Below are 24,253 nucleotides of genomic sequence, written 5' to 3' on the forward strand. Positions count from 1 at the left end.
CCGTAACCCCCTCACCAGGAGACCTCTCATGCCCCTCTCCCGCCGCGGCGCCGACACCACCGCCCTGGGCGGGTTCGGCACCCCTCCGCCGACCGGAGTTCCCGGCTTCCTCCCGCTCACCAGCGGCACCCCCGCCGACGTGGCCCTGCCCGTCAAGGAGCTGGCCGAGGCCGCCGCCGGTGTGCTCGGCGGCCCGTCGGCGGCCGGTGCGTTCCAGTACTCCGGTGCGGAGGGGACCCCGGAGCTGCGCGAGTGGATCGGCCACCACGAAGGGGTCGGCGCGGACCGGGTGTTCGTCACCAACGGGGCGCTGCACTCGCTGTCGCTCGTCTTCGACGCGCTGCTCGACCCCGGGGACCTGGTCGCCGTCGAGGACCCCGTCTACCCCCTCGCGCTGCGCGTCCTCGGCCGTTTCCACGTGGAGTACCTGCCGGTCGCCACCGGTCCCGACGGCCTCGATGTCGACGCCCTCGCGCGGGCATCGTCGGCGAGTCCGGCTCGGGCAAGACGACCTGCGCCGACATCGTGCTCGCGCTCACCCGCCCCGACTCCGGCGAGGTGCGGCTGCACGACGGCCCGTGGAGCGCGCTGACCGAGCGGGAGCGCAGGGCCTCGCGCCGACTGGTCCAGTACGTGCCGCAGGATCCGCTGAGCTCCTTCGACCCTCGCTGGACGGTGGGCCAGGTGCTGGAGGAGAACATCCACCGGCCGGGGCCCTCTCCCTCCCGCTCCCAGCGGCGCGACCTCGCCGCCAAGGCCCTGGAACGCGTCGGCCTGACGGCCGATCACCTCACGCGGCGCCCCCGCTCGCTCTCCGGCGGGCAGCGCCAGCGCGTGGCGATCGCGCGGGCGCTGATCGCCGAGCCGGAGATCATCGTGTGCGACGAGCCGCTGTCCGCCCTGGATGTCCTCATCCAGGCCCAGGTGCTCGACCTGATCGCGGATCTCCGGTCCGAGCTGGGCACGTCCCTGCTGTTCATCTCCCATGACCTCGGCGTCGTGCGCCACCTCACCGACCGCGTCCTGGTGTTCAAGGACGGACAGGTGGTGGAGCGCGGCGAGGTGGAGGAGGTCTTCACGTCCCCGGGTCACCCGTATACGCGCGAGCTGCTGGCCTCGCTGCCGGGCCGACGGCTGCGGGAGCCGTCCTGAGCAGGCCGTCCCGGGATGTGGAATCACACACGCACATGGTTGACCATCTGGATTGCCACTGGTTCCATCGGTGCCATGAAGCGACAGGAGTTCACGCGTCGGCGCCACGTCGACCTCGCGCGCGTCTCCAGCGCGACCTGTTGCCGCCGGGTCTGAACAAGTCCCCGGAAAACTTTCCTTCCCGGGAGCGCTTTCCCCGGCCCAGGTCCTTGATCAGGTGCTGCCCCATCACCGCACCCCTTCCTGACCTCCCACTCCCGGGCATCCCGTTGCCGTGATCCCGGCGCGTCCAGTTCTGCCGCGACGCCTCCCGTCTCCGCGCCGCCGACATCCCCTCCCGCCGTCCGTGCGGCGGTGCGGGGACGGCGGCCGCCGAAGCCTGTCCCTCACCCTGGAAGGGGCCCGCATGGCCACCGTCCTGTCCCTCTCCGGAAGCACCTCCGCCACGCCCCGCACCGACGACCGGCCCGCCGCCCAGGTCCCCTTCATCGGGGCCGGGAGTTCCTGATGACCCACGTGATCACGAGCGAGGCGGAGGCGATCGCCGTCGCCGCCGAGCTGGCCGACACCTTCGCCCGCGGGTCCGCGCTGCGCGACGCCGAGCGCGTCCTCCCGCACGCCGAACTCGACCAGCTCTCCCAGTCCGGGCTGCTGGGCATCACCGTGCCCCGCGCCCATGGCGGTGCCGAGGCCGGCGCCCGCACCCTCGGCGAAGTCATCCGCCTGCTGTCGGCCGCCGACGCGAGTATCGGGCAGATCCCGCAGAACCACTTCTTCTTCGTGGACGTGCTGAAGGAGAACGGGACGCCCGGGCAGCGCGACTTCTTCTACGCCGAGCTGCTGGCCGGGCGGAGGTTCGGCAATGCCCTCGCCGAGAAGGGCACCCAGCACGCCCTGGAGTTCGCCACCCGGCTCGTACCGGACCCCACCGGAAGCGGCCACCGGCTGACCGGCGTCAAGCACTATGCCACCGGTGCGCTGTTCGCCCACTGGATCCCGGTCTTCGCCCTCGGCCCCGACGACCGCCTCACCGCCGTGTTCCTCCCGCACGACGCACCCGGCGTCACCGTCGTCGACGACTGGGACGGTATCGGCCAGCGCACCACCGCCAGCGGAACCGTACGGCTCGAGGACGTGTACGTCCCCGAGGACCGGGTGGTGCCGCATCACCTCACCTTCGAACGGCCCGAAGTGTTCGGCGCCTTCGGCCAGTTCATCCACGCGGCCGTCGACACCGGCATCGCCCGCGCGGCGCTGGAGGAGGGCGGGCAGCTGATCCGTGACATCGCCCGGCCCTGGGGGGAGTCGGGGGCCGACCGGGCGAGCGAGGAGCCACTGGTGATCCAGAAGTTCGGCGAACTCGCCCTGCTCGTACGGGCCGCCGAGGCGCTGCTCGACCGCTCCGGCGCCGCCATCGACGAGGCCCGCCGCGCGCCCGCCGACGAGCGGCTGGCCGCGGAGGCGTCGGTCGCGGTCACCGCCGCCCGGGCCCAGGCCGACACGGCGGCCGTCACCGTCTCCAGCGACATCTTCGCCCTCATCGGCACCCGGTCCGCGCTGCGCGGCCGCAACCTCGACCGGCACTGGCGCAACGCCCGCACCCACACGCTGCACGACCCGCGCCGCTGGAAGATCCAGCACCTCGGGAACCACGCCCTCAACGGCGTCAACCCGCCCGCCAACGGCATCGTCTGAGGAACCACGCCCATGACCACACTCGCACCACCCACCACGCACGACGAATGGGTGGCCACCGCCCGCGCGGTCGCCGCCGATCTCGCCACCGACGCCGTAGCCCGCGACCAGGCCAACCAGCCGCCCTTCGACGAGGCCGACCGCCTCCGTGAGGCCGGGCTGCTCACCCTCCTCATCCCCACCGGGCGCGGCGGCGGGGGAGCGGACTGGCGCACCGCCTACGCCGTCATCCGCGAGATCGCCGCCGCGGACGGCTCGATCGGCCAGCTCATCGGCTACCACTACCTCCTCTCCTGGAACGTCCGCTTCTTCGGCGACGCCGCCCACACCGAGCGCGTCGAGCGTGCCGCGGCCGAGGGCCGGTGGCTGTGGGGCGGCGCCTTCAACCCCCGCGACCCCGACGTCGTCCTCACCCCTGACGGGGACGGCTTCCGGCTCGACGGGCGCAAGAGCTTCGCCACCGGCGCCCGGGTCGCCGACCGGCTGGTGGCGGGAGCCACCCGTACGGACACGGGGGAGCCCGTGGTCGTCCTGGTCGACCCGGCCCACCCAGGGGTGGTACGCAACGACGACTGGGACAACTTCGGGCAGCGGCTCTCGGCCAGCGGCAGCGTGGAGTTCGCCGACGTGCCGGTCGCGGCCGGTGACATCCTCGGCTCCCTCTCCCAGGACGACGGGGCGCTGTCTCCCTTCGCCACCCTGGTGACCCCGGCCATCCAGGCGGTGTTCGTCCACTTCTACGTCGGCATCGCCGAGGGGGCGCTGGCCGCAGCGAGCGACTACACCCGCACCACCACCCGGCCCTGGTTGCTGTCCGGGGTGGAGTCGGCCACCCAGGACCCGTACGTGCTCGCCACCTACGGCGAACTCGCGGTGGCCGCCCGTGGCGCCCGTGCCCTGGCCGACCAGGCCGCCGAGGCCGTCCAGCGCGGGCTGGACCGCGGCCACGAGCTGACCGGGCACGAGCGCGGCGAGATCGCCGCCACCGTCGCCACCGCCAAGGTCGCCGCCACCAAGGCGGCCCTCGACATCACCGCCCGGATCCTCGAGGTCACCGGTGCCCGCTCCACCGCCAGCGCGTACGGCTTCGACCGATTCTGGCGCAACGCCCGCACCCACACCCTGCACGACCCCGTCGCCTACAAGCTCCGCGAGGTCGGCGACCACTTCCTCAACGGCACCCACCCCCCGTTCACCCTGTACACGTAACACGCCAGGAGAACCTCCCATGTCACCGCTCTCCCGCAGACAGCTCCTCCGCGCCACCACCGGCGCCGCCACCCTCGCCGCGGCCGGCCCCCTCCTCGCCGCCTGCGGTTCCGCGGAAGGTTCCGGCCTGGACCCGAACGCCAAGCCCGACCTGGACGGCGTCACCCTGAAGATCCTCGCCAACCAGCCCAACGCCCTGTCGTTCCAGTACCTCAGGAAACCCTTCGAGGAAGCCACCGGCGCCAAGCTCAAGGTCACACCGGTCCCGTACGACAAGCTCACCTCGAAGGCCATCCTCGACGTCCAGTCCGGAGCGGGCCAGTTCGACGTCTTCATGTACTGGTACGCCGCCGTCGGCACCCTCGCGCAGGGCGGTGTCATCGAGGACCTGACCGCGTACATCAAGGCCCACAAGGACATCGACGAGGCCGACTTCCTGCCCTCGCTCTACGACGCGTACACCCGCTACGACGGCAAGCGCTGGGGACTGCCGTACGACGGGGACACCCACATCCTCTACTACAACACCGAGATCTTCGAGCGGCACAAGGTCGAGCCCCCCAAGACCTGGAACGACTACAACGAGGCCGCCAAGAAGATCACCCGCGACGCCAAAGGCGCGTACTACGGTGCCATCATCGAGGCACAGCAGGTCCCGGTCATCCTCGGCTGCGCCTTCGCCAACCGCCTCGCCGGATACGGCGGCACCTTCCTGGACAAGGGAGTCTCCGGCCACCCCACCCTGGACACCCCCGAGGCCCTCGCCGCCGCCGAGGCCCTCTTCGCCGCCGCGCCCGACGCCCTGCCCACCCCCCTGCAGATCGGCTTCGACCAGGCCCTGCCCGCCTTCCTGGACGGCAAGGGCGCCATGCTGGACTTCTGGACCGACTTCGCCAAGCGCGCCGAGGACCCCAAGCAGTCCAAGGTCGCCGGGAAATGGGGCGTCACCACCCTGCCCGTCGGCGGTGACAACACCAAGCCGCGCACCTCGCTCGACGCGGGGTTCGGGCTCGCGATCTCCAAGGCGTCGAAGCAGAAGGAGGCCGCGGCCGCCTTCATCAAGTGGGCCACGGCGGCCAAGCAGAACCTCCTCGTGCTCGGCAAGAACGACGCGGGCGCCGACCCGATCCGCACCAGCACCCTCGACGCCGACGCGTTCAAGAAGGCATCCCCCGACTCGTACGACGTGGTGCGCACCGGCCTGGCCGGAGACCCGCTCCCGTGGCCGACCGTGCCGAAGGCGCCGCAACTGCTGCAGAGCCTCGTCGACGAACTAGCCCTCGGCCTTCAGGGCAAGCAGAGCGCGAAGACGGCACTGGAGAAGACCCAGGCTTCCTGGGCCGAGCAGCTGAAGGGCGGCACGGGATGACCCCTCCCGCAGGACACGCCGCGAAGGAGACCTTCCGCCGGCTTCGGCCTGCATCGGCACCGGGCACCCGCGTCCCCGGCATCCTCGCCGTACCGTCCGTGCTCTTCCTGGTGATCTTCGCCGGGTATCCGCTGGTCTATCTGCTCGGCCTGGCGTTCAGCAGTTCCACCCTCGCCCAGCCGCTCCAGCGGTGGACCGGCTTCGACAACTTCCGCACCGCGCTGGAGAGCGAGTCCTTCACCGGCTCGCTGTGGCGGTCGGCGCTCTTCGCGGTGGCCGCCGCAGCCGTACAGATGGTGCTGGGCGTCGCGCTCGCGCTGCTGCTGCGGGCGCGGGCCCGGCACCCCGGTACCCTCGGCGCCCTTCTGCTGCTGCCGATGGTCACCCCGCCCGTCATGGTCGGCGTGGCCTGGAAACTGCTGCTCGCGCCGGTCGGCGGCGCCCTCAATGGAGCGCTGCACGGCCTCGGCCTGCCCGGCGTCAACCCGCTCGGCGGCAGCACCAGCGCGTTCGTCACCCTGGTCATCATCGACACCTGGCAGTGGACGCCGTTCGTCATGCTGTTGACGTACGCCGCCCTGCTCGGCGTCCCGGACGAGCTGCGCGAGGCCGCCGCTCTGGACGGGGCGGGGTGGTGGCGGACCGTCCGCTCCGTGGTGCTGCCGTACATCGAGCCGACCCTGCTCTCCGTGCTGACGCTGAAGCTCGTGATCGGGTTCAAGGTGTTCGACATCGTGTACGTCGTCACCTCGGGCGGTCCCGGTTTCTCCACCACGACCAGCACGTACGACATCCAGCGCACCGCCCTGCAGGACTTCGACGTCGGTGGCGCCGCCGCCGCGACGGTGTTCTTCTCCCTGCTCATCGGCGTGGTCACCGGCCTCGTCGCGCTGCGCCGCACACGCCGTCAGGAGGTGGCCGCATGACCACGGCCCAACTCGCCCGCGAGACCGCGACACCGGGGCCGGCGCCGACCGGCTCCGAGCCGGCCCCTGCCGTGCCGCGCCCCGGCCGGCGCCGCGCCCGCCGCCGCGGAGCCCCGGCCACCGCGCTGCTGGCGCTCATCGCCGTCGCCACGATGGTCCCGGTGCTGTACGTGATCTCGCTGTCCGTGCGCTCCAGGGACGATGTGCTCAACGGCGGCCTGCTGCCCTCGCATCTGTTCTGGCAGAACTGGCCCGACGCCTTCCACGCCCTCGGTCTCGGCCGCTACATCGCCAACTCCTGGGCGGTCGCGGCCGGTTCGATCGTCCTGACCCTGCTGATCGCGGTTCCCGGCGCCTACTTCACCGCGCGCGCCGGACGCCGCGGGGCGCGGCTGGCCTCCGTGATCCTCTCCAGCTACTGCGCGCCCCCGGTGGTGGCCATCCTCCCGCTCTTCTTCCTGCTGCGGGAAGTGGGGCTGAACAACACCGTCAGCGGGTTGATACTCGTGGACGGGCTCGCCAACGTGCCCGTCGCCATCTGGCTGCTCGACGGCTTCGTCCGCGCGGTGCCCCAGGACATCGAGGAGGCGGCCTGGCTCGACGGGCTCGGCACCTGGGCCGCCCTGCGCCGCATCGTGCTGCCGCTGATCGGGCCCGGCGTCGCGGCCGCCGCGCTGATCTGCTTCTTCCTCAGCTACAACGAGTTCCTCTTCGCGCTCAGCTTCGCCCAGGACAGCGGTTCGCAGACCCTGCCGGTGGCGCTCTCGCTCTTCCAGGGCGACAAGTCGGTGCAGTTCGGCCAGCAGGCCGTCGTCTCCCTCGTCGGTATCGCGCCCGTGTACGTCCTCGCCGTGGCCGCCCAGCGCCGGCTGGTGTCCGGCCTCTCCGCCGGAGCCGTCAAATGACCCGTCCGTCCGTTCGCCGTATCCATCTGAACGCCTTCGACATGGCCTGCGTCGGCCATCAGTCGCCCGGGCTGTGGCGCCACCCCGACGACCAGGCCCACCGCTACACCGACCTCGCCTACTGGACCGATCTCGCCCGGCTCCTGGAGCGCGGCGGCTTCGACTCGCTCTTCATCGCCGACGTGCTCGGCGTGTACGACGTCTACCAGGGCTCACGCGACGCCGCCGTCCGCCAGGGCGCGCAAATCCCGCTGTCCGACCCACTGCCCGCGGTCTCGGCGATGGCGGCCGTGACCCAGCACCTGGGCTTCGGCATCACCGTCTCGCTCACCTACGAGCAGCCCTACAAGCTCGCCCGCACCCTGAGCTCCCTGGACCACCTCACCAAGGGGCGGGTGGCCTGGAACGTCGTCACCTCCTACCTGGCCAGCGCGGCCCGCAATCTCGGGCTGGACCAGCAGATCGGCCATGACGAACGGTATGAGATGGCCGAGGAGTTCCTGGAGGTCTGCTACGCGCTCTGGGAGTACTCCTGGGACGACGACGCGGTGGTCCGCGACCGCGAGCGCGGCGTCTACACCGAGCCCGGCCGCATCCGCGACATCGCCCACAAGGGCAGGTACTTCTCCGTGCCCGGGGTCTTCCTCAGCGAACCCTCGCCACAGCGCACCCCGGTCATCTTCCAGGCGGGTGCCTCACCGCGCGGGCGGGCCTTCGCCGCCCGGCACGGGGAGGGTGTCTTCATCAACGCGGTCAGCCCCCAGGCCACGCGCCGCGTCGTGGACGACATCCGGGCCAAGGCGGAGGCCGAGGGCCGGGACCCGTACGGCGTGAAGATCTACATCCTGCTGACCGCGATCACGGCACCCACCGACGAGGAGGCCCGGGCCAAGTACGCCGACCTGATCTCGTACGCCTCCTACGAGGGCGCGCTCGCCCTCTACGGCGGCTGGAGCGGACTGGACCTGTCCGAACTCGCCCCGCACGAGCCGCTGGAGTACGTCGACACCGACGCCGTCCGCTCGGCCCTGGCGATATTCTCCACCGCTGACCCCTCGCGTGAGTGGACCCCCGAGCAGGTCGCCCGCTACCTGGGCATCGGCGGTATCGGCCCGGTCGTCGTCGGCTCGCCCGAAACGGTCGCCGACGAACTCGAGCGCTGGGTCGAGGAGGCCGACATCGACGGCTTCAACCTCGCGTACGCCATCACCCCCGGCACCTTCACCGACTTCGTCGACCTGGTGGTCCCCGAACTGCAGGCACGTGGCCGCGTACCGTACGCCTACGACGGCGCGACGCTGCGCGAGCACGTGGGCGGCCGGGGGAGTGCCAAAGTCCCCGCGGACCATCCCGCCGCCCGGCACCGCGAACGCGCCGCCCGGGAACGTCATGCGTAGGCGGCCGGATGTCCCCAACTCCTCAGCCTCTCAGGGAATGTCCGGACCGGCTCAGCAGTTGGCAACCGACAGGCTGGATGCGCGTGGTCGCACGATTGCGCGCCGTCGCGGCCTTGCGTAGCGTTTGACGGAGCTGCGGACGGGACCTTCGGGTCCCGACGGGCGAGGAGGGGTGGAGGTGAGGGGAGTGCGGCACGTGAGCTGCCGGCGGGTCCTGGTCATCGCACCCCGCCGCCGTGTCCGGCTGTACTCCCGGCCCCACATCGATCTGCAGCGAGTGGCCGCCGCCCTGTGTTGTTCCTGATCCGTTTCACCCGTCGGCCCTGACAGCGGACCGACGGTCCCCTACGGTCGATCAGGAAGGCACTTCTTGTCGTGTCCGCGTCTCTTGCACATCCTTCGCCGCTCCATCTCGCCGTCGCGCTCGACGGCGCCGGCTGGCACCCGGCCGCATGGCGCGAACCGCAGGCCCGGCCCCGGGACCTGTTCACCGCCGCGTACTGGGCCGATCTCGTCACCGAGTCCGAACGCGGCCTGCTCGACTTCGTGACCCTCGAAGACGGGCTCGCGCTCCAGTCCTCGCACCGCACCGAGCCCGACGACCGCACCGACCAGGTCCGCGGTCGGCTGGACGCGGTGCTCACCGCCGCCCGGATCGCGCCGCTGACCCGGCACATCGGGCTGGTGCCGACCGTCGTCGCCACGCACACCGAGCCGTTCCACACCTCCAAGGCGATCGCTACTTTGGATTACGTCAGCTGCGGTCGCGCGGGACTGCGGATCCGGGTGTCCAGGCGCCGGCACGAGGCGGAACACTTCGGACGCCGCACGATCCCGCCCCTCGACGCCGAGAACCTGGACACTCCGGCCGCCCGGGAGCTGACCGCCGAACTCTTCGCGGAGGCCGCCGACTACGTCGAGGTGGTACGCCGTCTGTGGGACAGCTGGGAGGACGACGCGGAGATCCGGGACGTCGCCACCGGCCGCTTCATCGACCGCGACAAGCTGCACTACATCGACTTCGAGGGCAGGCACTTCAGCGTCAAGGGCCCCTCGATCACCCCCAGGCCGCCCCAGGGGCAGCCCGTCGTCAGCGCGCTGGCACACCAGAGCGTGCCGTACCGGCTGGTGGGCGGCTCCACCGACATCGGGTACATCACCCCCCACGACACCGGCCAGGCCGAGGCCGTCGTGGCCGAGATCCGCGCCGCGCAGGCCGACGCGGGGCGCGCGGAGGAGCTCCTGCACGTCTTCGGTGACCTGGTGGTGTTCCTGGACGACACCCCCGGCGCGGCGGCCGGCCGCCGAGAGCGCCTGGACGGCCTCGCGGGCTCCCCGTACACCAGTGACGCGAAGGTGTTCACGGGCACCCCCGGGCAGCTCGCCGATCTGCTGCTGGAGTGGCAGCGCGCCGGCCTCTCCGGCTTCCGGCTGCGCCCCGGTGTCATCGGCCACGACCTGGAGGCGATCACCCGCGGGCTGGTTCCCGAACTCCAGCGCCGCGGTGCCTTCCGCACGGCCTACGAGGCCGACACCCTGCGCGGGCTGCTGGGATTCGCGCGCCCCGCCAACCGCTACGCCACCGTCTGAGCAGCCGGAGGGACCACCGATCATGAGCAAGCCGCTCAAGCAGATCCATCTCGCCGCTCACTTCCCCGGCGTCAACAACACCACCGTATGGAGCGACCCGCGCGCCGGCAGCCACATCGAGTTCAGCTCGTTCGCCCACTTCGCGCGCACCGCCGAGCGCGCCAAGTTCGACTTCCTGTTCCTCGCCGAGGGGCTGCGCCTGCGCGAACAGGGCGGAAAAATCTACGACTTGGACGTGGTGGGGCGGCCGGATACCTTCACCGTCCTCACCGCACTGGCAGCCGTCACCGAACGCATCGGCCTGACCGGCACCATCAACTCCACCTTCAACGAGCCGTACGAAGTGGCCCGCCAGTTCGCCAGCCTCGACCACCTGTCGGGAGGGCGCGCCGCGTGGAACGTCGTCACCTCGTGGGACGCCTTCACCGGCGAGAACTTCCGGCGCGGTGGTTTCCTCCCACAGGAGGAGCGCTATTCCAGGGCCAAGGAGTTCCTGGCGACCGCCACCGAACTGTTCGACTCCTGGCGTGGTGACGAGATCGTCGCCGACCAGGCATCCGGCACCTTCCTTGACGACGCGCGGGCCGGAGCCTTCGCCCACCAGGGACAGCACTTCGACATCGCCGGGCGGTTCAACGTCCCGCGCAGTCCTCAGGGCCGTCCGGTGATCTTCCAGGCCGGTGACTCCGACGAAGGCCGGGAGTTCGCCGCGGCCGGCGCCGACGCGATCTTCGGCCGGCACGGAACCCTCGAGGAAGGGCAGGCGTTCTACACGGACGTCAAGAGCCGCCTCGCCCGCCACGGCCGCACCCACGACCAGTTGCTGATCCTGCCCGCGGCCACCTTCGTCCTCGGCGACACCGACGCCGAGGCACAGGAGCTGGCCCACGAGGTGCGGCGCAAGCAGGTCAGCGGCGCCACCGCGATCAAGCATCTGGAGTTCGTCTGGAACCGTGACCTGTCCGCGTACGACCCGGACGGCCCGCTCCCCGACATCGACCCGGACCCCGGCGAGCACACCATCGCCCGCGGCCGCGCCCAGGTGCGGATGTACCGCGATCCGCTGGCCGTCGCCCGGGAGTGGCGGGAGCTGGCGCAGGCCAACAAGTGGTCGATCCGGGACCTCGTCATCGAGACCGGCAATCGCCAGACCTTCATCGGCTCCCCGGCCACGGTCGCCGAGACCATCAACTCCCTCGTCCAGGCCGACGCCAGCGATGGCTTCATCCTCGTCCCCCACATCACCCCGGGCGGGCTGGACGTCTTCGCCGACACCGTCGTCCCGCTGCTTCAGGAGCGCGGCGTGTTCCGCACCGAGTACGAGGGCACGACCCTGCGCGACCACCTCGGCCTGGCCCACCCCGACACTGAGGCGCACGAGGAACGGGCGGCCTCGTGAAATTCCTGGCCATCACCCTCATCGTGCACGCCCCGGACCCGGTGACCGGCGTACAGAAGCCGACACATGAGCGCTTCCGCGAGGTGATCGACAACGCGCTGCTGGCGGAGGAGCTCGGCTTCGACGGCTTCGGCGTCGGCGAACGCCACGAACGGCCGTTCATCTCCTCCTCACCACCCGTCGTGCTCAGCCACCTCGCCGCGCTCACCTCCCGGATCCGGCTGTTCACCGCGGTGACCACCCTCAGCCTGCTCGACCCGGTGCGGGCCTACGAGGACTACGCCACGCTGGACCACCTGTCCGCCGGCCGCCTCGAACTGATCATCGGCAAGGGCAACGGCACCGCCCAGCGGGAGCTGTTCCACGTCACCTCCGAGGACCAGTGGGACCGCAACGCAGAAGCGTACGAGCTGTTCCGCCGCATCTGGCGGCAGGACAAGGTGACCGCCTCACCGCGCTTCCGTCCCGGGCTGACCGACGCCGAGGTGTGGCCGCGGCCCCTCCAGCGGCCCATCCGGGTCTGGCACGGCAGTGCCACCAGCCGGGAGTCGGTCGATCTCGCCGCCCGCTACGGCGACCCGCTGTTCTCGGCCAACGTCACCCGTCCCATCGAGCCGTACGCCGAACTGATCCGCCACTACCGGGAGCGGTGGGCCCACTATGGCCATGACCCCGCCCGGGCCGTGGTCGGCGCGGGGACCGCCGCATACTACGCCGCCCGCACCTCACAGGAGGCCATCGCCGCCTACCGGCCGGTGTTCGAAGGCCGCCTCGCACTTCAGAAACGCATGGGCATGGAGCCGGTGTTCCCGACCCTGGAGGACTTCGTCGAGCGCAGCTCCGCGCTGATCGGCAGCCCCCAGCAGGTGATCGAGAAGGTGTACCGCTACCACGAGGAGTTCGGACACACCGTGCTGCACCTGCACGCGGACGCGGACGGGCTCACCGACGCCCAACACCGCGCCTCGCTCGAACTCTTCCAGTCCGACATCGCGCCGGTGCTACGGCGTGACATCCCGGATCCGCCGTTCGCCTGGGCGCCGGTGCTCGCCGGGCCCGAGCCCTCCGCCGAGCCGGCCTCCGAGCCCGCCAACCGCTGAGGAGACCCCGACCATGTCCGGCATCCCCCTCGCCGTCCTCGACGTCGTCCCGATCTCCTCCGGCTCCACCGCCGCGGAGGCGCTGCACCACAGCATCGATCTCGCCCAGCAGGCCGAACGGTTCGGTTACGCGCGCCACTGGTTCGCCGAACACCACCTCAACCCGGGCGTGGCCGGGACCTCACCGGCCGTCCTGCTGGCCCTGACCGCGTCCGCCACCTCCACCATCCGCCTCGGTTCGGGCGCCGTACAGCTCGGCCACCGCACCGCGCTGTCCACCGTCGAGGAGTTCGGTCTCATCGACGCTCTCCATCCCGGTCGGCTCGACCTGGGCCTCGGCCGCTCGGGCGGACGTCCCGCCGAGCGCCCCGAGTCCCCGTCGGTCACGGCCCCCGTCGCCGACGGACGCGCCCCCAACGGTCTGCGCATTCCGCCGAAGTTCTCCTTCGACCGGCTGCTCAATTCGCCCCGGATCGCACTCCAGCGGCAGCTGCTCCAGCAGCCGGGCGCCCGGCCACAGGACTACGGCGAGCAGATCGACGACATCCTCGCCCTGCTGCGGGGCGAGTACCGATCCTCGGACGGCGTCGAAGCACATGTGGCGCCCGGCGCGGGCGCCGATGTGCAGGTGTGGATCCTGGGCAGTAGCGGCGGACAGAGCGCCCAGGTCGCGGGGCGCAACGGACTGCGCTTCGCCGCCAATTACCACGTCAGCCCGGCCACCGTCCTGGAGGCTGCTGAGGCGTACCGTGCCTCGTTCCAGCCGTCCGAAGTACTCGACAAGCCCTACGTCAGCGTCTCCGCCGACGTCGTCGTCGCCGAGGACGACGCGGCCGCTCGCGAACTCGCCACGGGCTACGGCCTGTGGGTGCGCAGCATTCGCACCGCCGAGGGCGCCATCCCGTTCCCCACCCCCGAGGAGGCGCGCGCCCATTCCTGGACCGAGGCGGACCGGGAGCTGGTCGCTGACCGGGTGGACACCCAGTTCGTCGGCTCGCCCGGGCGCGTCGCCGATGACCTCGAACGGCTTCAGGAAGCCACCGGGGCCGACGAACTGCTCATCACCACCATCACCCACCGCCACGCCGACCGGGTGCGCTCCTACGAACTGCTCGCCCAGGAGTGGCACCGCAGATGAGCCGGAACGGGCTCCGCGCCCGGCGCTCCACCGGCGGTGGGCCGCACGACGCAAGACCCACCGCCGGGTCGCGGCGTTGGCTCTACCTGGTCACAACAGCGGAGGGCATGCCCGTCACCTGGTGCCTGGCGACTCCGAAACTCGGGGAGAGAGAGGTGGCCGGCGCGCTGCTGGAACGCGATCACCGCCTCATCCGGGCAGGGCAGCACGGCGGCAGAACGCCGGCCGGAGTCTTTGCCTGTGCGTGGCGGAATCTATGTCACCCCTATGCGACCTGCGAATATTCGTGGATGAGGCCGCTGAGTCGATCGCGTCGGGAGATGCGGGTTTTGCCAGTGGCGATAGTGGTTCGGACTCGGTGAGTCGGCCTGGCCGTTCGGCGATCGCGTTCACCCGTGGCACAGCGGGCAGTGTGGGGATGACGCGTGCGCCAGCCGCTTGGAAGACGGCGTCAAAGCTGTCGGTGAAGTAGGCGCCGCGGTCCCGGATGAGGAACTTGATCGACTCTGCGCGGTCGCCCAGGTCCATGAGGTGGTTCCGCGCTTGCTCGGTGATCCAGGGGCCGGTCGGTTGTCGAGTGATGCCGGCGATGTGCACGCGGCGGGCGCCATGGTCGATGAAGAACAGCACGAACCAGCGCCGCAAGAGGACGGTGTCGATCTGGATCGGATCGTGCGTGGGCGTCCGCGTCGCTTGGGTACGCAGGTCGCGATGCCAGCGCAGCACCGTGTCAGGACGTCCGAGCAGCCGCACCCGCCGCAGAACCGGCAACGGCAACCGGTGCAGCAGGGCCGCCAGGAACGCCCGGTCGCCCGGAGCGAACCGCACTCGGTCACCGCCGAGTTGACGTTCTAGCACCGTGATCTGGCGGCGGAGAGCCAGGATCTCCGCATCCTTGTCCCGGTCGCTCATCGGCAGCTGGGAGCGCCTCTGGCCGTTCGCAAGGCTGTGCAGATTCCTCTGTCGGAGCCCTTGACGGGGTGCCGTCACGGGCTCACGATGCATTGAAACGTTTCACGATCTGCTTCAGGGGCGGTTGCACGTGTCATTCCCGCCGTGACGAATCCAGCCCTCCGTCCCTGAATTCTGCTCCCCGAAAGGCCGCTCTCATGAGCAACGACGCCATCTCCGGCTGGCCCGGCAAGCCTCAAGTGACCCGCGCCCAGTGGCGCCTGGCTGTCCTGTCCGGCATGGCCTCCTATCTGGACTCCGGCATCATCGTCTCCTCCGGTCTGTCACTCGGTTTCTGGCAGAGCCGCTTCCACCTGTCGTCCTGGGGCGTCGGCGCGCTGAGTGCCGCTCTGACCTTCTCCATCGCCCTCGGCTCGCTCGTCGGCGGCCGCCTCGCCGACCGCTTCGGACGCAAGCGTGTGTACGGCATCGACATCCTTGTGTACGCCATCGGTGCCGTCCTGCTGGTTTTCGCCCCCAACAGCGTCGTTCTCTTCGCGGGCATGATCGTCGGCGGTCTCGCGGCCGGAGCCGATCTGCCGACCTCGCTCGCCATGGTCTCCGAGCACTCGCCGCGCTCGGTCCGGGGCCGGCTGATCGGCGCGACCCAGACCATGTGGGTCGTCGGCATCACGGCCGCGATCGCGATCGGCTTCGGCACCTCCACGCTGGGCTACCTCTCCGCCCAGATCCTCTTCGCCCACCTCGGTGTCGTCGCCCTGATCAGTTGGGTTCTGCGCAACCGCCTGCGTCTGTCTCCGGTGCTGGAGGAGGCCGAGCAGGGCGGAGGGGCCGAAGGCATTGACGCCCGAGCGCTACGCCGCCTCGCCGCGAAGCCGATCCTCGTGCCGCTCCTCGCGACCGGCGGCTTCTACCTCACTTGGAACCTCGCCGCCAACACCATGGGCCAGTACGGCACCTACTTCCTGACCACCGTCAGCGGCGCCTCTCAGACCCTCGCCACAGGAATCGGCCTGGCCGGCCTCCCCGTGGCTCTCGCCTGCTCGCTGGCCTTCGTACGGCTGGCCGACACCCCCTGGCGCGACCGGCTCTTCTACGTCTGCGCGGCGCTCCAGGTCCTCGCCTTCGCCGTGGCCGCCTCGACCGGCGGTGCGGTGATCGCGGCGATGATCTTCTTCCTGCTGCTGTACAACGTCGTGAACCAGTTCGCCGGCGAGGCGAACTACAAGATCTGGTCCCAGGAGGCGTTCCCCGAGGAGCTCCGTGCCACCACACAGGGGTTGACCTACGGCCTCAGCCGCGCCCTGTGCGGTCTCGCCGGCCTCGCGACGCCCGCGCTGATCGCGGCCAGCGGCTCGGCGGTGCTGTGGATCACCACAGCGTGCGTCGCCGTCTCCGGTGTGATGGGTGTGTGGATCGTCCGCGGCATCGCACCGCAGGGCCGGGCCACGGTCGCAACCGCCGTACGGGAGAAGGAAGCCATTCGATGAAGGTCACCGCGCCTGTCCTGGAACACCACCGCGAACCGCTCGGCATCGGCGAGTCCCGTCCCCGCCTGAGCTGGCGCAGCGAGACCGACACGCCGGGCTGGATCCAGCAGGCGTACCGAATCGAGATCACGGACGCCGAAGGGACAGTCCTCACCGACACCGGGCGTGTGGCGAGCGCCGACTCGGTACTGGTGGCGTGGCCTGGCCCGGCGCTCGGCTCCGGCAGCCGGGTCGGGGTGCGGGTCCAGGTCTGGGGCGAAAGCGCCGAGCCCTCCGCCTGGTCGCCGGTCACCCACGCGGAGACGGGACTGCTCACCCGTACCGATTGGACCGCCCGCCCCATCACCCCCGACCGGGAACCTGCCGACGCCTCGCTCCCGGTGGCCCTGCTGCACCGCACCTTCACCCTTGACAAGGCCGTCGCATCGGCCCGCCTCCGCATCACGGCATACGGCGTCTACGAGGCCGAGATCAACGGCACCCGCGTCGGCGACCACGTCCTCGCCCCCGGCTGGACCTCGTACCACCACCGGCTGCGCTACCAGACCTTCGACGTCACGGACCTGCTGCGCGAGGGCGACAATGCGATCGGGGCTCTCCTCGGCGAGGGCTGGTACACGGGCCGGCTCGGTTTCCACGGCGGCCGCCGCAACCTCTACGGCGATCATCGCGCGCTCCTCGCCCAACTAGAGGTGACCCACCCCGACGGCACCGTGACCACGATCCGCACCGACGAGGCGTGGCGCGCGACAACCGGTCCGGTGGTGCGGTCGGAGCTGTACGACGGTGAGGTGTACGACGCCCGGCTGGTGCGGCCGGGCTGGTCCGAACCGGGGCACGACACCTCCGGCTGGTCACCAGTCACCGAACTACCCGCCCCTGAGGCCGAGTTGGTGGCACCGACCGGCCCGCCCGTGCGCCGTACCAAGACCCTCACCCCCGTCGAGGTCATCACCACACCCTCCGGCAGGACAGTGCTCGACTTCGGCCAGAACCTCGTGGGCCGCCTGCGCATCCGCGTCTCGGGACCGGCCGGGCACACGATCACCCTGCGGCACGCGGAGGTGCTGGAACACGGCGAACTCGGCGTACGCCCACTGCGCCTCGCCGCGGCCACCGACACGTACACACTCGCGGGCCGACGCGTGGAGACGTACGAACCCCGCTTCACCTTCCACGGTTTCCGCTACGCCGAAGTGGAGGGCTGGCCCGGTGAATTGGACCCTTCCGCTGTCGAAGCCGTCGTCCTGCACACCGATATGGCCCGCACCGGCTGGTTCGAGTCCTCGCACGAACTGGTCAACCGCTTTCACGAGAACGTCGTTTGGGGGATGCGGGGCAACTTCCTGGATATCCCCACCGACTGCCCGCAGCGCGACGAACGCCTCGGCTGGACCGGTGATATCCAGGTCTTCGCCCCCACGGCGTCCTTCCTCTATGACTGCTCCGGCATGCTCGGCGGCTGGCTGCGCGACCTCGCCGCCGAACAGCTCGCCCGCGCCGATGGGGTGCCGCCGCTGGTGGTCCCCGACGTGCTGCCGCTGGAGTTCGGCGGGATCCCGCACGCGGTATGGGCCGACGTCGCCGTGCTGCTGCCGTGGACGCTCTACCGGCGCTTCGGCGACCTGGGGGTGCTGCGCACCCAGTATCCGAGCATGCGCGGCTGGGTGGAGACCAGCGCGCGTCTCGTCGAGGAAGGTGGCGGCCTGTGGCGTCAGGACTTCCAGCTCGGCGACTGGCTCGACCCGGCCGCCCCGCCTGAGGACCCCGGAGCCGCCCGCACCGACGGCGACCTCGTCGCGAACGCGTACGTCGCCCGCTCGGCCGACGTACTCGCAGAAGCCGCACGGCTGTTGGGCGAGGAGGACGATGCCGTGCGGTACGAGGAGCTGGCGCGGTCCGTACGGGCCGCGTTCGGCGAGGAGTTCGTCACCCCGGGCGGGCGGTTGTCGAGCGACGCGCAGACGGCGTACGCGCTCGCCCTGTGTTTCTCGCTGCTGCCGACGGAACGTCAGCGGCTCGGCGCCGCCGAGCGGTTGGCGTTCCTCGTGCGCAAGACCGGCTTCCGCATCGCCACCGGGTTCGCCGGTACGCCGCTGATCTGCGACGCGCTCTGCGCGGGCGGCGAGCCGCAGCTGGCGTATGGCATGTTGCTGGAGCAGGGCTGTCCGTCGTGGCTGTACCCGGTGACCATGGGGGCGACGACCGTGTGGGAGCGCTGGGACTCGATGCTGCCTGACGGGAGCATCAACCCGGGCGAGATGACCTCGTTCAACCACTACGCCCTCGGAGCCGTCGCCGACTGGCTGCACCGGAGGGTCGCCGGGCTCGAAGCCGCCGAACCTGGCTGGCGCCGACTGCGTATCGCGCCCGTCCCCGGCGCGGACCTCGCCTTCGCCAAGGCGGCGCACGAGACGCCGTACGGCCGCGCAGAGGCGGGCTGGCGGATCGAGGGCGAGACGCTGGTGGTGGAGGTGTGCGTCCCGCCCAACACCAGGGCCGAGGTCAAACTGCCCGGAGATGGCGAGCCGTTCGAGATTGGCTCCGGGCATCGCAGCTTCCGGCGGCCATATACCGCTCCTGCCTGGCCGCCGGCCGCGATCCGGCATCCGTTCAGCAGTCCCGAGTGAGTCGAGCGGTGCTTTGTGAAGGGTGTCTTTATTGCCGTACGGTGGTTGACCTGGGACTTTGCGATTGCCTGCGTGTGGGCATGATCAATGATTGTGGGTCTGCGACTGCTCTCCCGATCTTCTGTCGGCTGCTTGCTCTTGCTGGGCCGATCGACCGCCACGAACAATGCTGAGATCCTCGTGCGGGTCGTCGTCGGGTGCTCGTAGGCGGAGGCTGCGCTGGGCCCGTCCCGCGTTGTAGTGCTCGGCGTACTGGTTGAGGACCGCGCGCAGGTGCCGTTCGTCGGTGATGAGGAGCCGGTCGGTGCACGCGGTGAACTTGCTGTCCCGGTCACGAATGAGGAACCGGAAGCGGGCGGTAGACCGAGTCGGCGCAGGGCGCGTCTGATCGTGGCGGCCGCGGTCCGATGACCGAGCCGCCGCAGTTCGCCTTGGATCCTGACGTACCACCAGGTCGGGCTCGACTCGGCTGCATTTGTCAGACTGCCGGAGCCAGAGGAGGCGCTCCCGCACCGAACACCAGGGGCGTGGAGTACGTCGAACCCCTTCGCCCGCGCCGTGTAGGGTGGACGGACCGACGCGGGGTGGAGCAGCTCGGTAGCTCGCTGGGCTCATAACCCAGAGGTCGCAGGTTCAAATCCTGTCCCCGCTACCAACGCACCGGCTCCCTTGACGCCTTGTCGAGGGAGCCGGTTGTGCGTCCGGTCGTTGCCCGACGGAGCCGACCCGAGAAGCTGCATCCCCCGGTCCTGAGTAGCCTGGCCTCTACGCTGGCCGGGTGTCCGAGGGCCCCGGGCGAGCGGGGGAGAGGTGAGGCGAGCGGCCAGATCATCGTGATGGCGGCGGCGATGCCCGGGGTGTGCCATCGCTGGCGGGCCAGACGGTGCTGGTCTACACGGCTTGGATCCGCCGCATGGCTCAGGGGCCTCTGGGCTCGGTGTCCCATACGCTCATCGCAGCACGAGCCGACATGCCGCGCATGGCCTAATGAGCCGCTCCGGCGGCTCAAACAGGTCAGGTTGTGCGGAGGCAGTGAGTGGCGTGTATGGCGGGAAGGCGGTGGCGGACCGGGCGATGGACGAGGGGAGCATGGACCGGTCGGAGGGTTTCGGCGAGCGGCTGCTGGGTGTGCTGCTGGACAGGGCGCGGTTGTTGCCGCCGCAGCTGATTGCCCCGCTGATCGCGGAGGAGGTCGCCAGGATCGGCGGTCGTGACGTGTCCATCCTGCTCCAGGACTACGCGCAGGAGATGCTGGTGCCGCTTCCTGGCAGGAAGCTGCACGTGGGCCAGCCTGAGCCGATGGCCGACTCCCCGGCCGGCCGGGCCTTCCTGCGCGCGGACGCCGTCGAGGTGCGGCAGCCCGGCGGTGGCGTACGGATGTATCTGCCCCTGCTGGACGGAAGCGATCAGGTGGGCGTCATTGCCCTGACGCTGGACACCGTCGGTGACGATGACCGGCTGCTGCTGCGCCGGCTCGCCAGCCTGGTCGCCGACATGCTGCTCACCAAAAACGCCTACACCGACCAGTTCTTCCTGGCCCGGCGTCGAGAGCCGATGAGTGTGTCCGCGGAGATCCAGTGGGGTCTGCTGCCACCGCTGACGATGACCGCGCCCCAGGTTCAGGTGGCAGGCATCCTGGAGCCCGCCTATCGCGTCGCCGGCGACAGTTTCGACTACGCCCTCAACGACAACATCCTGCATATGGCCGTGGTCGACGCGATGGGCCACGATCTGGATGCCGCTGCGATGGCGACCATCGCCATCGGCGCCTACCGCCATGCCCGGCGTGTGTTCGTCAGCCTGGCCGAGAAGTACGCGTACATGGACCAGGCCATCTCCCGGCAATTCGGGGCCGAGCACTTCGTCACGGCGCAGCTGATGCACGTGAACATCGCTACCGGTGAGATGGAATTGGTCAACGCGGGCCACCCCCCGCCGCTGCTGATCCGCGACGGCCAGGTCGTGCAGCAGTTGGAGAGCGCGACGACGCTTCCCGTCGGCTTCGGAGGCGAGGTGCCCCGCGTCAGAGAGCACACACTCCAGCAGGGCGACCGGGTGCTGTGCTACACCGACGGCATCATCGAGGAGCGCGTCGACGGCGGGGAGCCCTTCGGTGAGGAACGCCTCATCCGCTGCGTCAACCAGCTGGGCCAGGAGCCATCAGAGGGAATCCGGGCGGATCTGCGCCGACTGTCCCACATGCTGAAGAAGGAACGGGGCGGGCGCACCAGCGACGACGCCACTCTGTTCATGGTCGAGTGGCGCGGAGGCGCCGCCGACCACCTCGCAGTCCTTGACTGAGCACCTCGATGGCCGAGCCAGGCTCCCGTGAAGGGTGTCTTTATTGCCATACGGTAGTTGACCTGGGCGTCGAGCTGGACGTCGTGCGCGTCGAGCCCACCGGCTGACCCCGAGCGACCTCAGCGGTGTGCGCGGGGGTGTAGCGCTCGCCCATCACCTGGTCGTTCAGCGGGTCCAGCGCGGCCAGCGCCTCGGCGTCCAGGGTGAGCTCCAGCGCGGCCGCGTTCTGCTCCAGCCGGGCCGGGCTGCGGGTGCCCGGAATGGTCGCCACCGCCACCCTGAGCCGCTCGGCCTGGGCGTACACCCAGGCCAGCGCCACCTGGGCCGGGGTGGCACCCAGCCGGTCGGCCACCTCGCGCACGGTCTGCGCGATCTTCTCGTTGGCCTCGCCCGCCTCGCCCGCGAAGCGGGGGTTGGTGCGCCGGAAGTCCGTCTCGCCCAGCGTGGAGCGGTCCAGGGTGCCGGTGAGGAACCCCCGCCCCAGCGGCGAGTACGGCACCAGCCCGACCCCCAGCTCGGCCATCACCGGGGTGACCGCCTCGACGTCGCGGGTCCACAGCGAGTACTCGCTCTGCACCGCGGTGATCGGGTGCACCGCGTGCGCCCGGCGCAGCAGCTCGCCGTCGACCTCGGACAAGCCCAGATGACGGACCTTGCCCGCCTCGACCAGCTCGGCCATCGCCCCGACGGTCTCCTCGATCTCGACGTCCTGGGGCGGGCGGTGGGCGTAGTACAGGTCGATCACCTCGACGCCCAGCCGCAGCAGCGAGGCGTCGCAGGAGCGCAGCACGTAGTCCCGGGCACCGCGGATGCGGCGTGCCCGGTCGCCGGCGCTGCGGTCGATGCCGAACTTGGTGGCCAGCTGCACCTGGTCCCGGCGGCCGTGGATGGCCCGGCCCACCAGCACCTCGTTGTGCCCTGTGCCGTAGGCGTCGGCGGTGTCCAGGAACGTGATGCCCAGCTCCAGGGCCCGGTCGATGGTGGCCAGGCCGCCGTCCCAGTCGGCGGCGCCGTAGCTCTCGCTCATCCCCATACACCCCAGGCCCATCGCGCTGACGGCGAGACCGGGCGAGCCGAGCGTGGTTCGGGTGATCATGGGCGGATACTCCTCCTGCCCGGCGGACCGGGCGGTACCTTGAGCACTGACGAACACTGACGAACGCCTCCGAAACTAGGACTTGGAGCGCGCTCGAAGTCAAGCCGAAGGACCGGCCCCCGCCGGCGGGGGTGGTGGGCCCGCCACCGCCCGGGTCCACGTCGAAGGCGGCGAAGCCGTGCCGGTGCGGTCGGCCTGCGCAACGAATACTTGCCGAGCACGTTGATGTGGCGGTGGCGGAACGGGGAGAGCCGGGCGGCATCGTTGTCGCGGACCTCAGGGCCGTCGGTACGCATCCGGGTGAGGACGGCGTCGAGGTAGTTTGATGTCGCTCGAGGCGGCTGCGGTCGCCCGGCTGCTTGCCGCGTTCGAGGTCGCGGCCCGGGCGACGGCGGTGTAACGCCGCCAGTTGACGCAAGGTGGTCCACGGCCCACGAGTACAGGGCGCACCTGCGTGAATTGATGCGCTTATCGCAAGAACAGATCTCGGTTTGATGCTGGACACGGATCCGTTGCTGCTTCGACACTCTCGCGTAACACCTCGGTCTGTCCCACCAGCCCCGCCCACCGCCGCCGAGGGCCGTCCCCGAGAAAGCGAGCGCCGCCATGCTGGCACCCCTGGGCTCAGCCACCACCCTCGTCATGACCGTCGGCGTCCTGGTGGCCGGTGCTTTCTCCCTGTGACCGGCGTCCCGGGCCCGAGCGGAGCCTCCGTGCGGACACCGCACGTGCCGCTCGGGCCCACAACGTGCCGCCCGCTGCCGGGAGTGCGGAGTCGGGCGCCGGAACCACACAGAGGCACCTGGCCCGGGTGCCCCACCGACTGAGACGAGGACCCATGAGAGGGATCACCAGACGCACGGTGCTCACCGTCACGGCAGGTGCGGTCACGGCGCCGGCCGTGAGCACGGCGACCGCCTCGGCCGCCGACACCACGGCAGCGACATCCAAAGGGCGACAGGCGGCCTCCGGACCCAATCCGGTCCTGCGAACGGACCTCGTCACGCGGGTGACGCCGAGGAACAATTGGCTGGTGACAGCCGTCGCCATCCCGTACTCGTATCGCATCGACTTACGCGGCGGGGTGATCCCGTCCACCGCCTTCCAGGTGAAGGCCACTGTGGGCAAGGGCAAGCAGACAGCGGCTCGCACGGTGACCCGGGTCTACCCCAACACCGTCGCCGAAGTGGACGACCGATCCGATCCCGGACGGCCGGGGGACCGCCTGATCGTCGAACTCGACCCGAACGACTCCAACGCGCGGGCCGCCGGCACCGATCCCCTTCCGCCCTTCCGGCTGTACCGGCCCGAGGGATTCGTACGCAATCCTCAGACGCGCACGCGGTACCCGCTTGTCGTCACCCTGTACGGCGGTGGCGAAGTCGCGGACAACAACATGACCCAGCTCACCTCCAACCGGATCGCGGTCACGTTCGCCAAGCCGGAACGACAGCGTCGCGACCCCGCGTTCGTCCTCTCTCCGCAGATCCCTCTGCCCCGTCCCATGGACGGACCCGACGGCACGGCCTGGACCGACGCCAAGGTCCAGGCCGCGCTGATCGAACTCATTGACACCTTCGTGAGCGAGCACTCCCGCAACGTGGACACAGGCTCTACGTCGTCGGCCTGTCCTCAGGTGGGCGTGGCATCTACAGCCTGCCGGCGAAGCGACCCGAGGTGTTCGCGGCTGCCCTGCCCACTGCCGACTGGGGCGACCCGACCGCCATGGAGAGGATCACACACATTCCGATGTGGGCCGACCACTCCGTCGACGGCCCGGTCGTCCCCTACCGGGAGGGCCGGTTCGGCAACCCCGGTACCTGGACACTGATGAAGGCGCACGAGGCCGCCGGTGCACGGGTCAGCCGCGATGAGTGGGCCGACGATCTGCCAAAGGCGCAATTCGAGGCCCGGTCGCGGGAGCTCCTACGGCAGGCCCGGGCC

Annotated in this window: 21 protein-coding genes and 1 tRNA gene; 19 read left to right on the forward strand and 3 right to left on the reverse strand. The window is 70.5% G+C overall.

Annotated features, from left to right (window positions below; all coding sequences use genetic code 11):
* Positions 1–28: 28 nt before the first annotated feature.
* The 14 genes from ACH4SI_RS00355 (at position 29) to ACH4SI_RS00420 (ending at position 13,880) form a co-directional block, all read left to right on the forward strand.
* Positions 29–592 (forward strand): hypothetical protein, encoded by a 564-nt coding sequence (locus ACH4SI_RS00355; protein ID WP_398290899.1) that lies wholly within the window; start codon positions 29–31, stop codon positions 590–592.
* The gene (locus ACH4SI_RS00360) at positions 526–1,152 is read left to right on the forward strand and encodes an ABC transporter ATP-binding protein (protein ID WP_398290901.1); all 627 of its coding nucleotides are present in this window, start codon (positions 526–528) and stop codon (positions 1,150–1,152) included. The genes ACH4SI_RS00355 and ACH4SI_RS00360 overlap by 67 nt, the downstream gene beginning before the upstream one ends.
* 75 nt (positions 1,153–1,227) lie before the next feature.
* Positions 1,228–1,308: a putative leader peptide gene (locus ACH4SI_RS00365; protein ID WP_398292281.1), complete on the forward strand. Its 81-nt coding sequence runs from the start codon at positions 1,228–1,230 to the stop codon at positions 1,306–1,308.
* A 351-nt stretch (positions 1,309–1,659) separates the two neighbouring features.
* The gene (locus ACH4SI_RS00370; protein ID WP_398290903.1) at positions 1,660–2,847 is read left to right on the forward strand and encodes an SfnB family sulfur acquisition oxidoreductase; all 1,188 of its coding nucleotides are present in this window, start codon (positions 1,660–1,662) and stop codon (positions 2,845–2,847) included.
* 12 nt (positions 2,848–2,859) lie between these two features.
* Positions 2,860–4,056, forward strand: a complete 1,197-nt coding sequence (locus ACH4SI_RS00375) for an acyl-CoA dehydrogenase family protein (RefSeq protein WP_398290905.1) — start codon at positions 2,860–2,862, stop codon at positions 4,054–4,056.
* 19 nt (positions 4,057–4,075) lie between these two features.
* Entirely contained in the window at positions 4,076–5,425 is a 1,350-nt protein-coding gene (locus ACH4SI_RS00380) for an ABC transporter substrate-binding protein (protein ID WP_398290907.1), read from the forward strand.
* On the forward strand, positions 5,422–6,351 hold the full coding sequence (locus ACH4SI_RS00385) for a carbohydrate ABC transporter permease (RefSeq protein ID WP_398290909.1): 930 nt from the start codon (positions 5,422–5,424) through the stop codon (positions 6,349–6,351). The genes ACH4SI_RS00380 and ACH4SI_RS00385 overlap by 4 nt, the downstream gene beginning before the upstream one ends.
* Positions 6,348–7,256, forward strand: coding sequence for a carbohydrate ABC transporter permease (locus ACH4SI_RS00390; RefSeq protein ID WP_398290911.1), 909 nt, complete (start codon positions 6,348–6,350; stop codon positions 7,254–7,256). Before ACH4SI_RS00385 ends, ACH4SI_RS00390 begins: the two co-directional genes overlap by 4 nt.
* A complete protein-coding gene (locus ACH4SI_RS00395) occupies positions 7,253–8,653 on the forward strand; it encodes an LLM class flavin-dependent oxidoreductase (RefSeq protein ID WP_398290913.1) in 1,401 nt (466 codons plus the stop codon). The genes ACH4SI_RS00390 and ACH4SI_RS00395 overlap by 4 nt, the downstream gene beginning before the upstream one ends.
* Before the next feature lie 196 nt (positions 8,654–8,849).
* Positions 8,850–8,957, forward strand: a complete 108-nt coding sequence (locus tag ACH4SI_RS00400) for a putative leader peptide (protein WP_398290915.1) — start codon at positions 8,850–8,852, stop codon at positions 8,955–8,957.
* Between the two features lie 71 nt (positions 8,958–9,028).
* Positions 9,029–10,243, forward strand: coding sequence for an LLM class flavin-dependent oxidoreductase (locus tag ACH4SI_RS00405; RefSeq protein ID WP_398290917.1), 1,215 nt, complete (start codon positions 9,029–9,031; stop codon positions 10,241–10,243).
* Between the two features lie 22 nt (positions 10,244–10,265).
* A complete protein-coding gene (locus tag ACH4SI_RS00410; RefSeq protein WP_398290919.1) occupies positions 10,266–11,642 on the forward strand; it encodes an NtaA/DmoA family FMN-dependent monooxygenase in 1,377 nt (458 codons plus the stop codon).
* The gene (locus tag ACH4SI_RS00415) at positions 11,639–12,742 is read left to right on the forward strand and encodes an LLM class flavin-dependent oxidoreductase (protein WP_398290921.1); all 1,104 of its coding nucleotides are present in this window, start codon (positions 11,639–11,641) and stop codon (positions 12,740–12,742) included. Before ACH4SI_RS00410 ends, ACH4SI_RS00415 begins: the two co-directional genes overlap by 4 nt.
* Before the next feature lie 13 nt (positions 12,743–12,755).
* Positions 12,756–13,880, forward strand: a complete 1,125-nt coding sequence (locus ACH4SI_RS00420) for an LLM class flavin-dependent oxidoreductase (protein WP_398290923.1) — start codon at positions 12,756–12,758, stop codon at positions 13,878–13,880.
* A gap of 189 nt (positions 13,881–14,069) precedes the next feature.
* Here the strand turns inward: ACH4SI_RS00420 and ACH4SI_RS00425 are convergent, their stop codons facing one another.
* Complete coding sequence (locus ACH4SI_RS00425) at positions 14,070–14,792, reverse strand: hypothetical protein (RefSeq protein WP_398290925.1); 723 nt, start codon at positions 14,790–14,792, stop codon at positions 14,070–14,072.
* A 197-nt stretch (positions 14,793–14,989) separates the two neighbouring features.
* Here ACH4SI_RS00425 and ACH4SI_RS00430 point away from each other — a divergent pair, with 197 nt between their 5' ends.
* The 4 genes from ACH4SI_RS00430 to ACH4SI_RS00445 all read left to right on the forward strand — a co-directional run bounded on the left by ACH4SI_RS00430 (position 14,990) and on the right by ACH4SI_RS00445 (position 21,213).
* Positions 14,990–16,282: an MFS transporter gene (locus ACH4SI_RS00430; RefSeq protein WP_398290927.1), complete on the forward strand. Its 1,293-nt coding sequence runs from the start codon at positions 14,990–14,992 to the stop codon at positions 16,280–16,282.
* The gene (locus ACH4SI_RS00435; protein ID WP_398290929.1) at positions 16,279–18,912 is read left to right on the forward strand and encodes a family 78 glycoside hydrolase catalytic domain; all 2,634 of its coding nucleotides are present in this window, start codon (positions 16,279–16,281) and stop codon (positions 18,910–18,912) included. The genes ACH4SI_RS00430 and ACH4SI_RS00435 overlap by 4 nt, the downstream gene beginning before the upstream one ends.
* Before the next feature lie 578 nt (positions 18,913–19,490).
* Positions 19,491–19,567 (forward strand) — tRNA-Met (locus tag ACH4SI_RS00440).
* Positions 19,568–19,986: 419 nt separating this feature from the next.
* Positions 19,987–21,213 (forward strand): PP2C family protein-serine/threonine phosphatase, encoded by a 1,227-nt coding sequence (locus ACH4SI_RS00445; RefSeq protein ID WP_398292283.1) that lies wholly within the window; start codon positions 19,987–19,989, stop codon positions 21,211–21,213.
* 40 nt (positions 21,214–21,253) lie between these two features.
* On the opposite strand, the gene ACH4SI_RS00450 is transcribed toward ACH4SI_RS00445, so the two are convergent.
* Positions 21,254–22,309, reverse strand: coding sequence for an aldo/keto reductase (locus ACH4SI_RS00450; protein ID WP_398290931.1), 1,056 nt, complete (start codon positions 22,307–22,309; stop codon positions 21,254–21,256).
* On the reverse strand, positions 22,306–22,953 hold the full coding sequence (locus ACH4SI_RS00455) for a Tn3 family transposase (protein WP_398290933.1): 648 nt from the start codon (positions 22,951–22,953) through the stop codon (positions 22,306–22,308). Before ACH4SI_RS00455 ends, ACH4SI_RS00450 begins: the two co-directional genes overlap by 4 nt.
* Positions 22,954–23,171: 218 nt before the next feature.
* On the opposite strand from ACH4SI_RS00455, the gene ACH4SI_RS00460 reads away from it, so the two are divergent.
* Complete coding sequence (locus ACH4SI_RS00460) at positions 23,172–24,140, forward strand: hypothetical protein (protein ID WP_398290935.1); 969 nt, start codon at positions 23,172–23,174, stop codon at positions 24,138–24,140.
* Positions 24,141–24,253 lie beyond the last annotated feature (113 nt).

It is taken from the genome of Streptomyces sp. NPDC021212 (genome assembly GCF_044332925.1).
Taxonomy (GTDB): Bacteria; Actinomycetota; Actinomycetes; order Streptomycetales; family Streptomycetaceae; genus Streptomyces.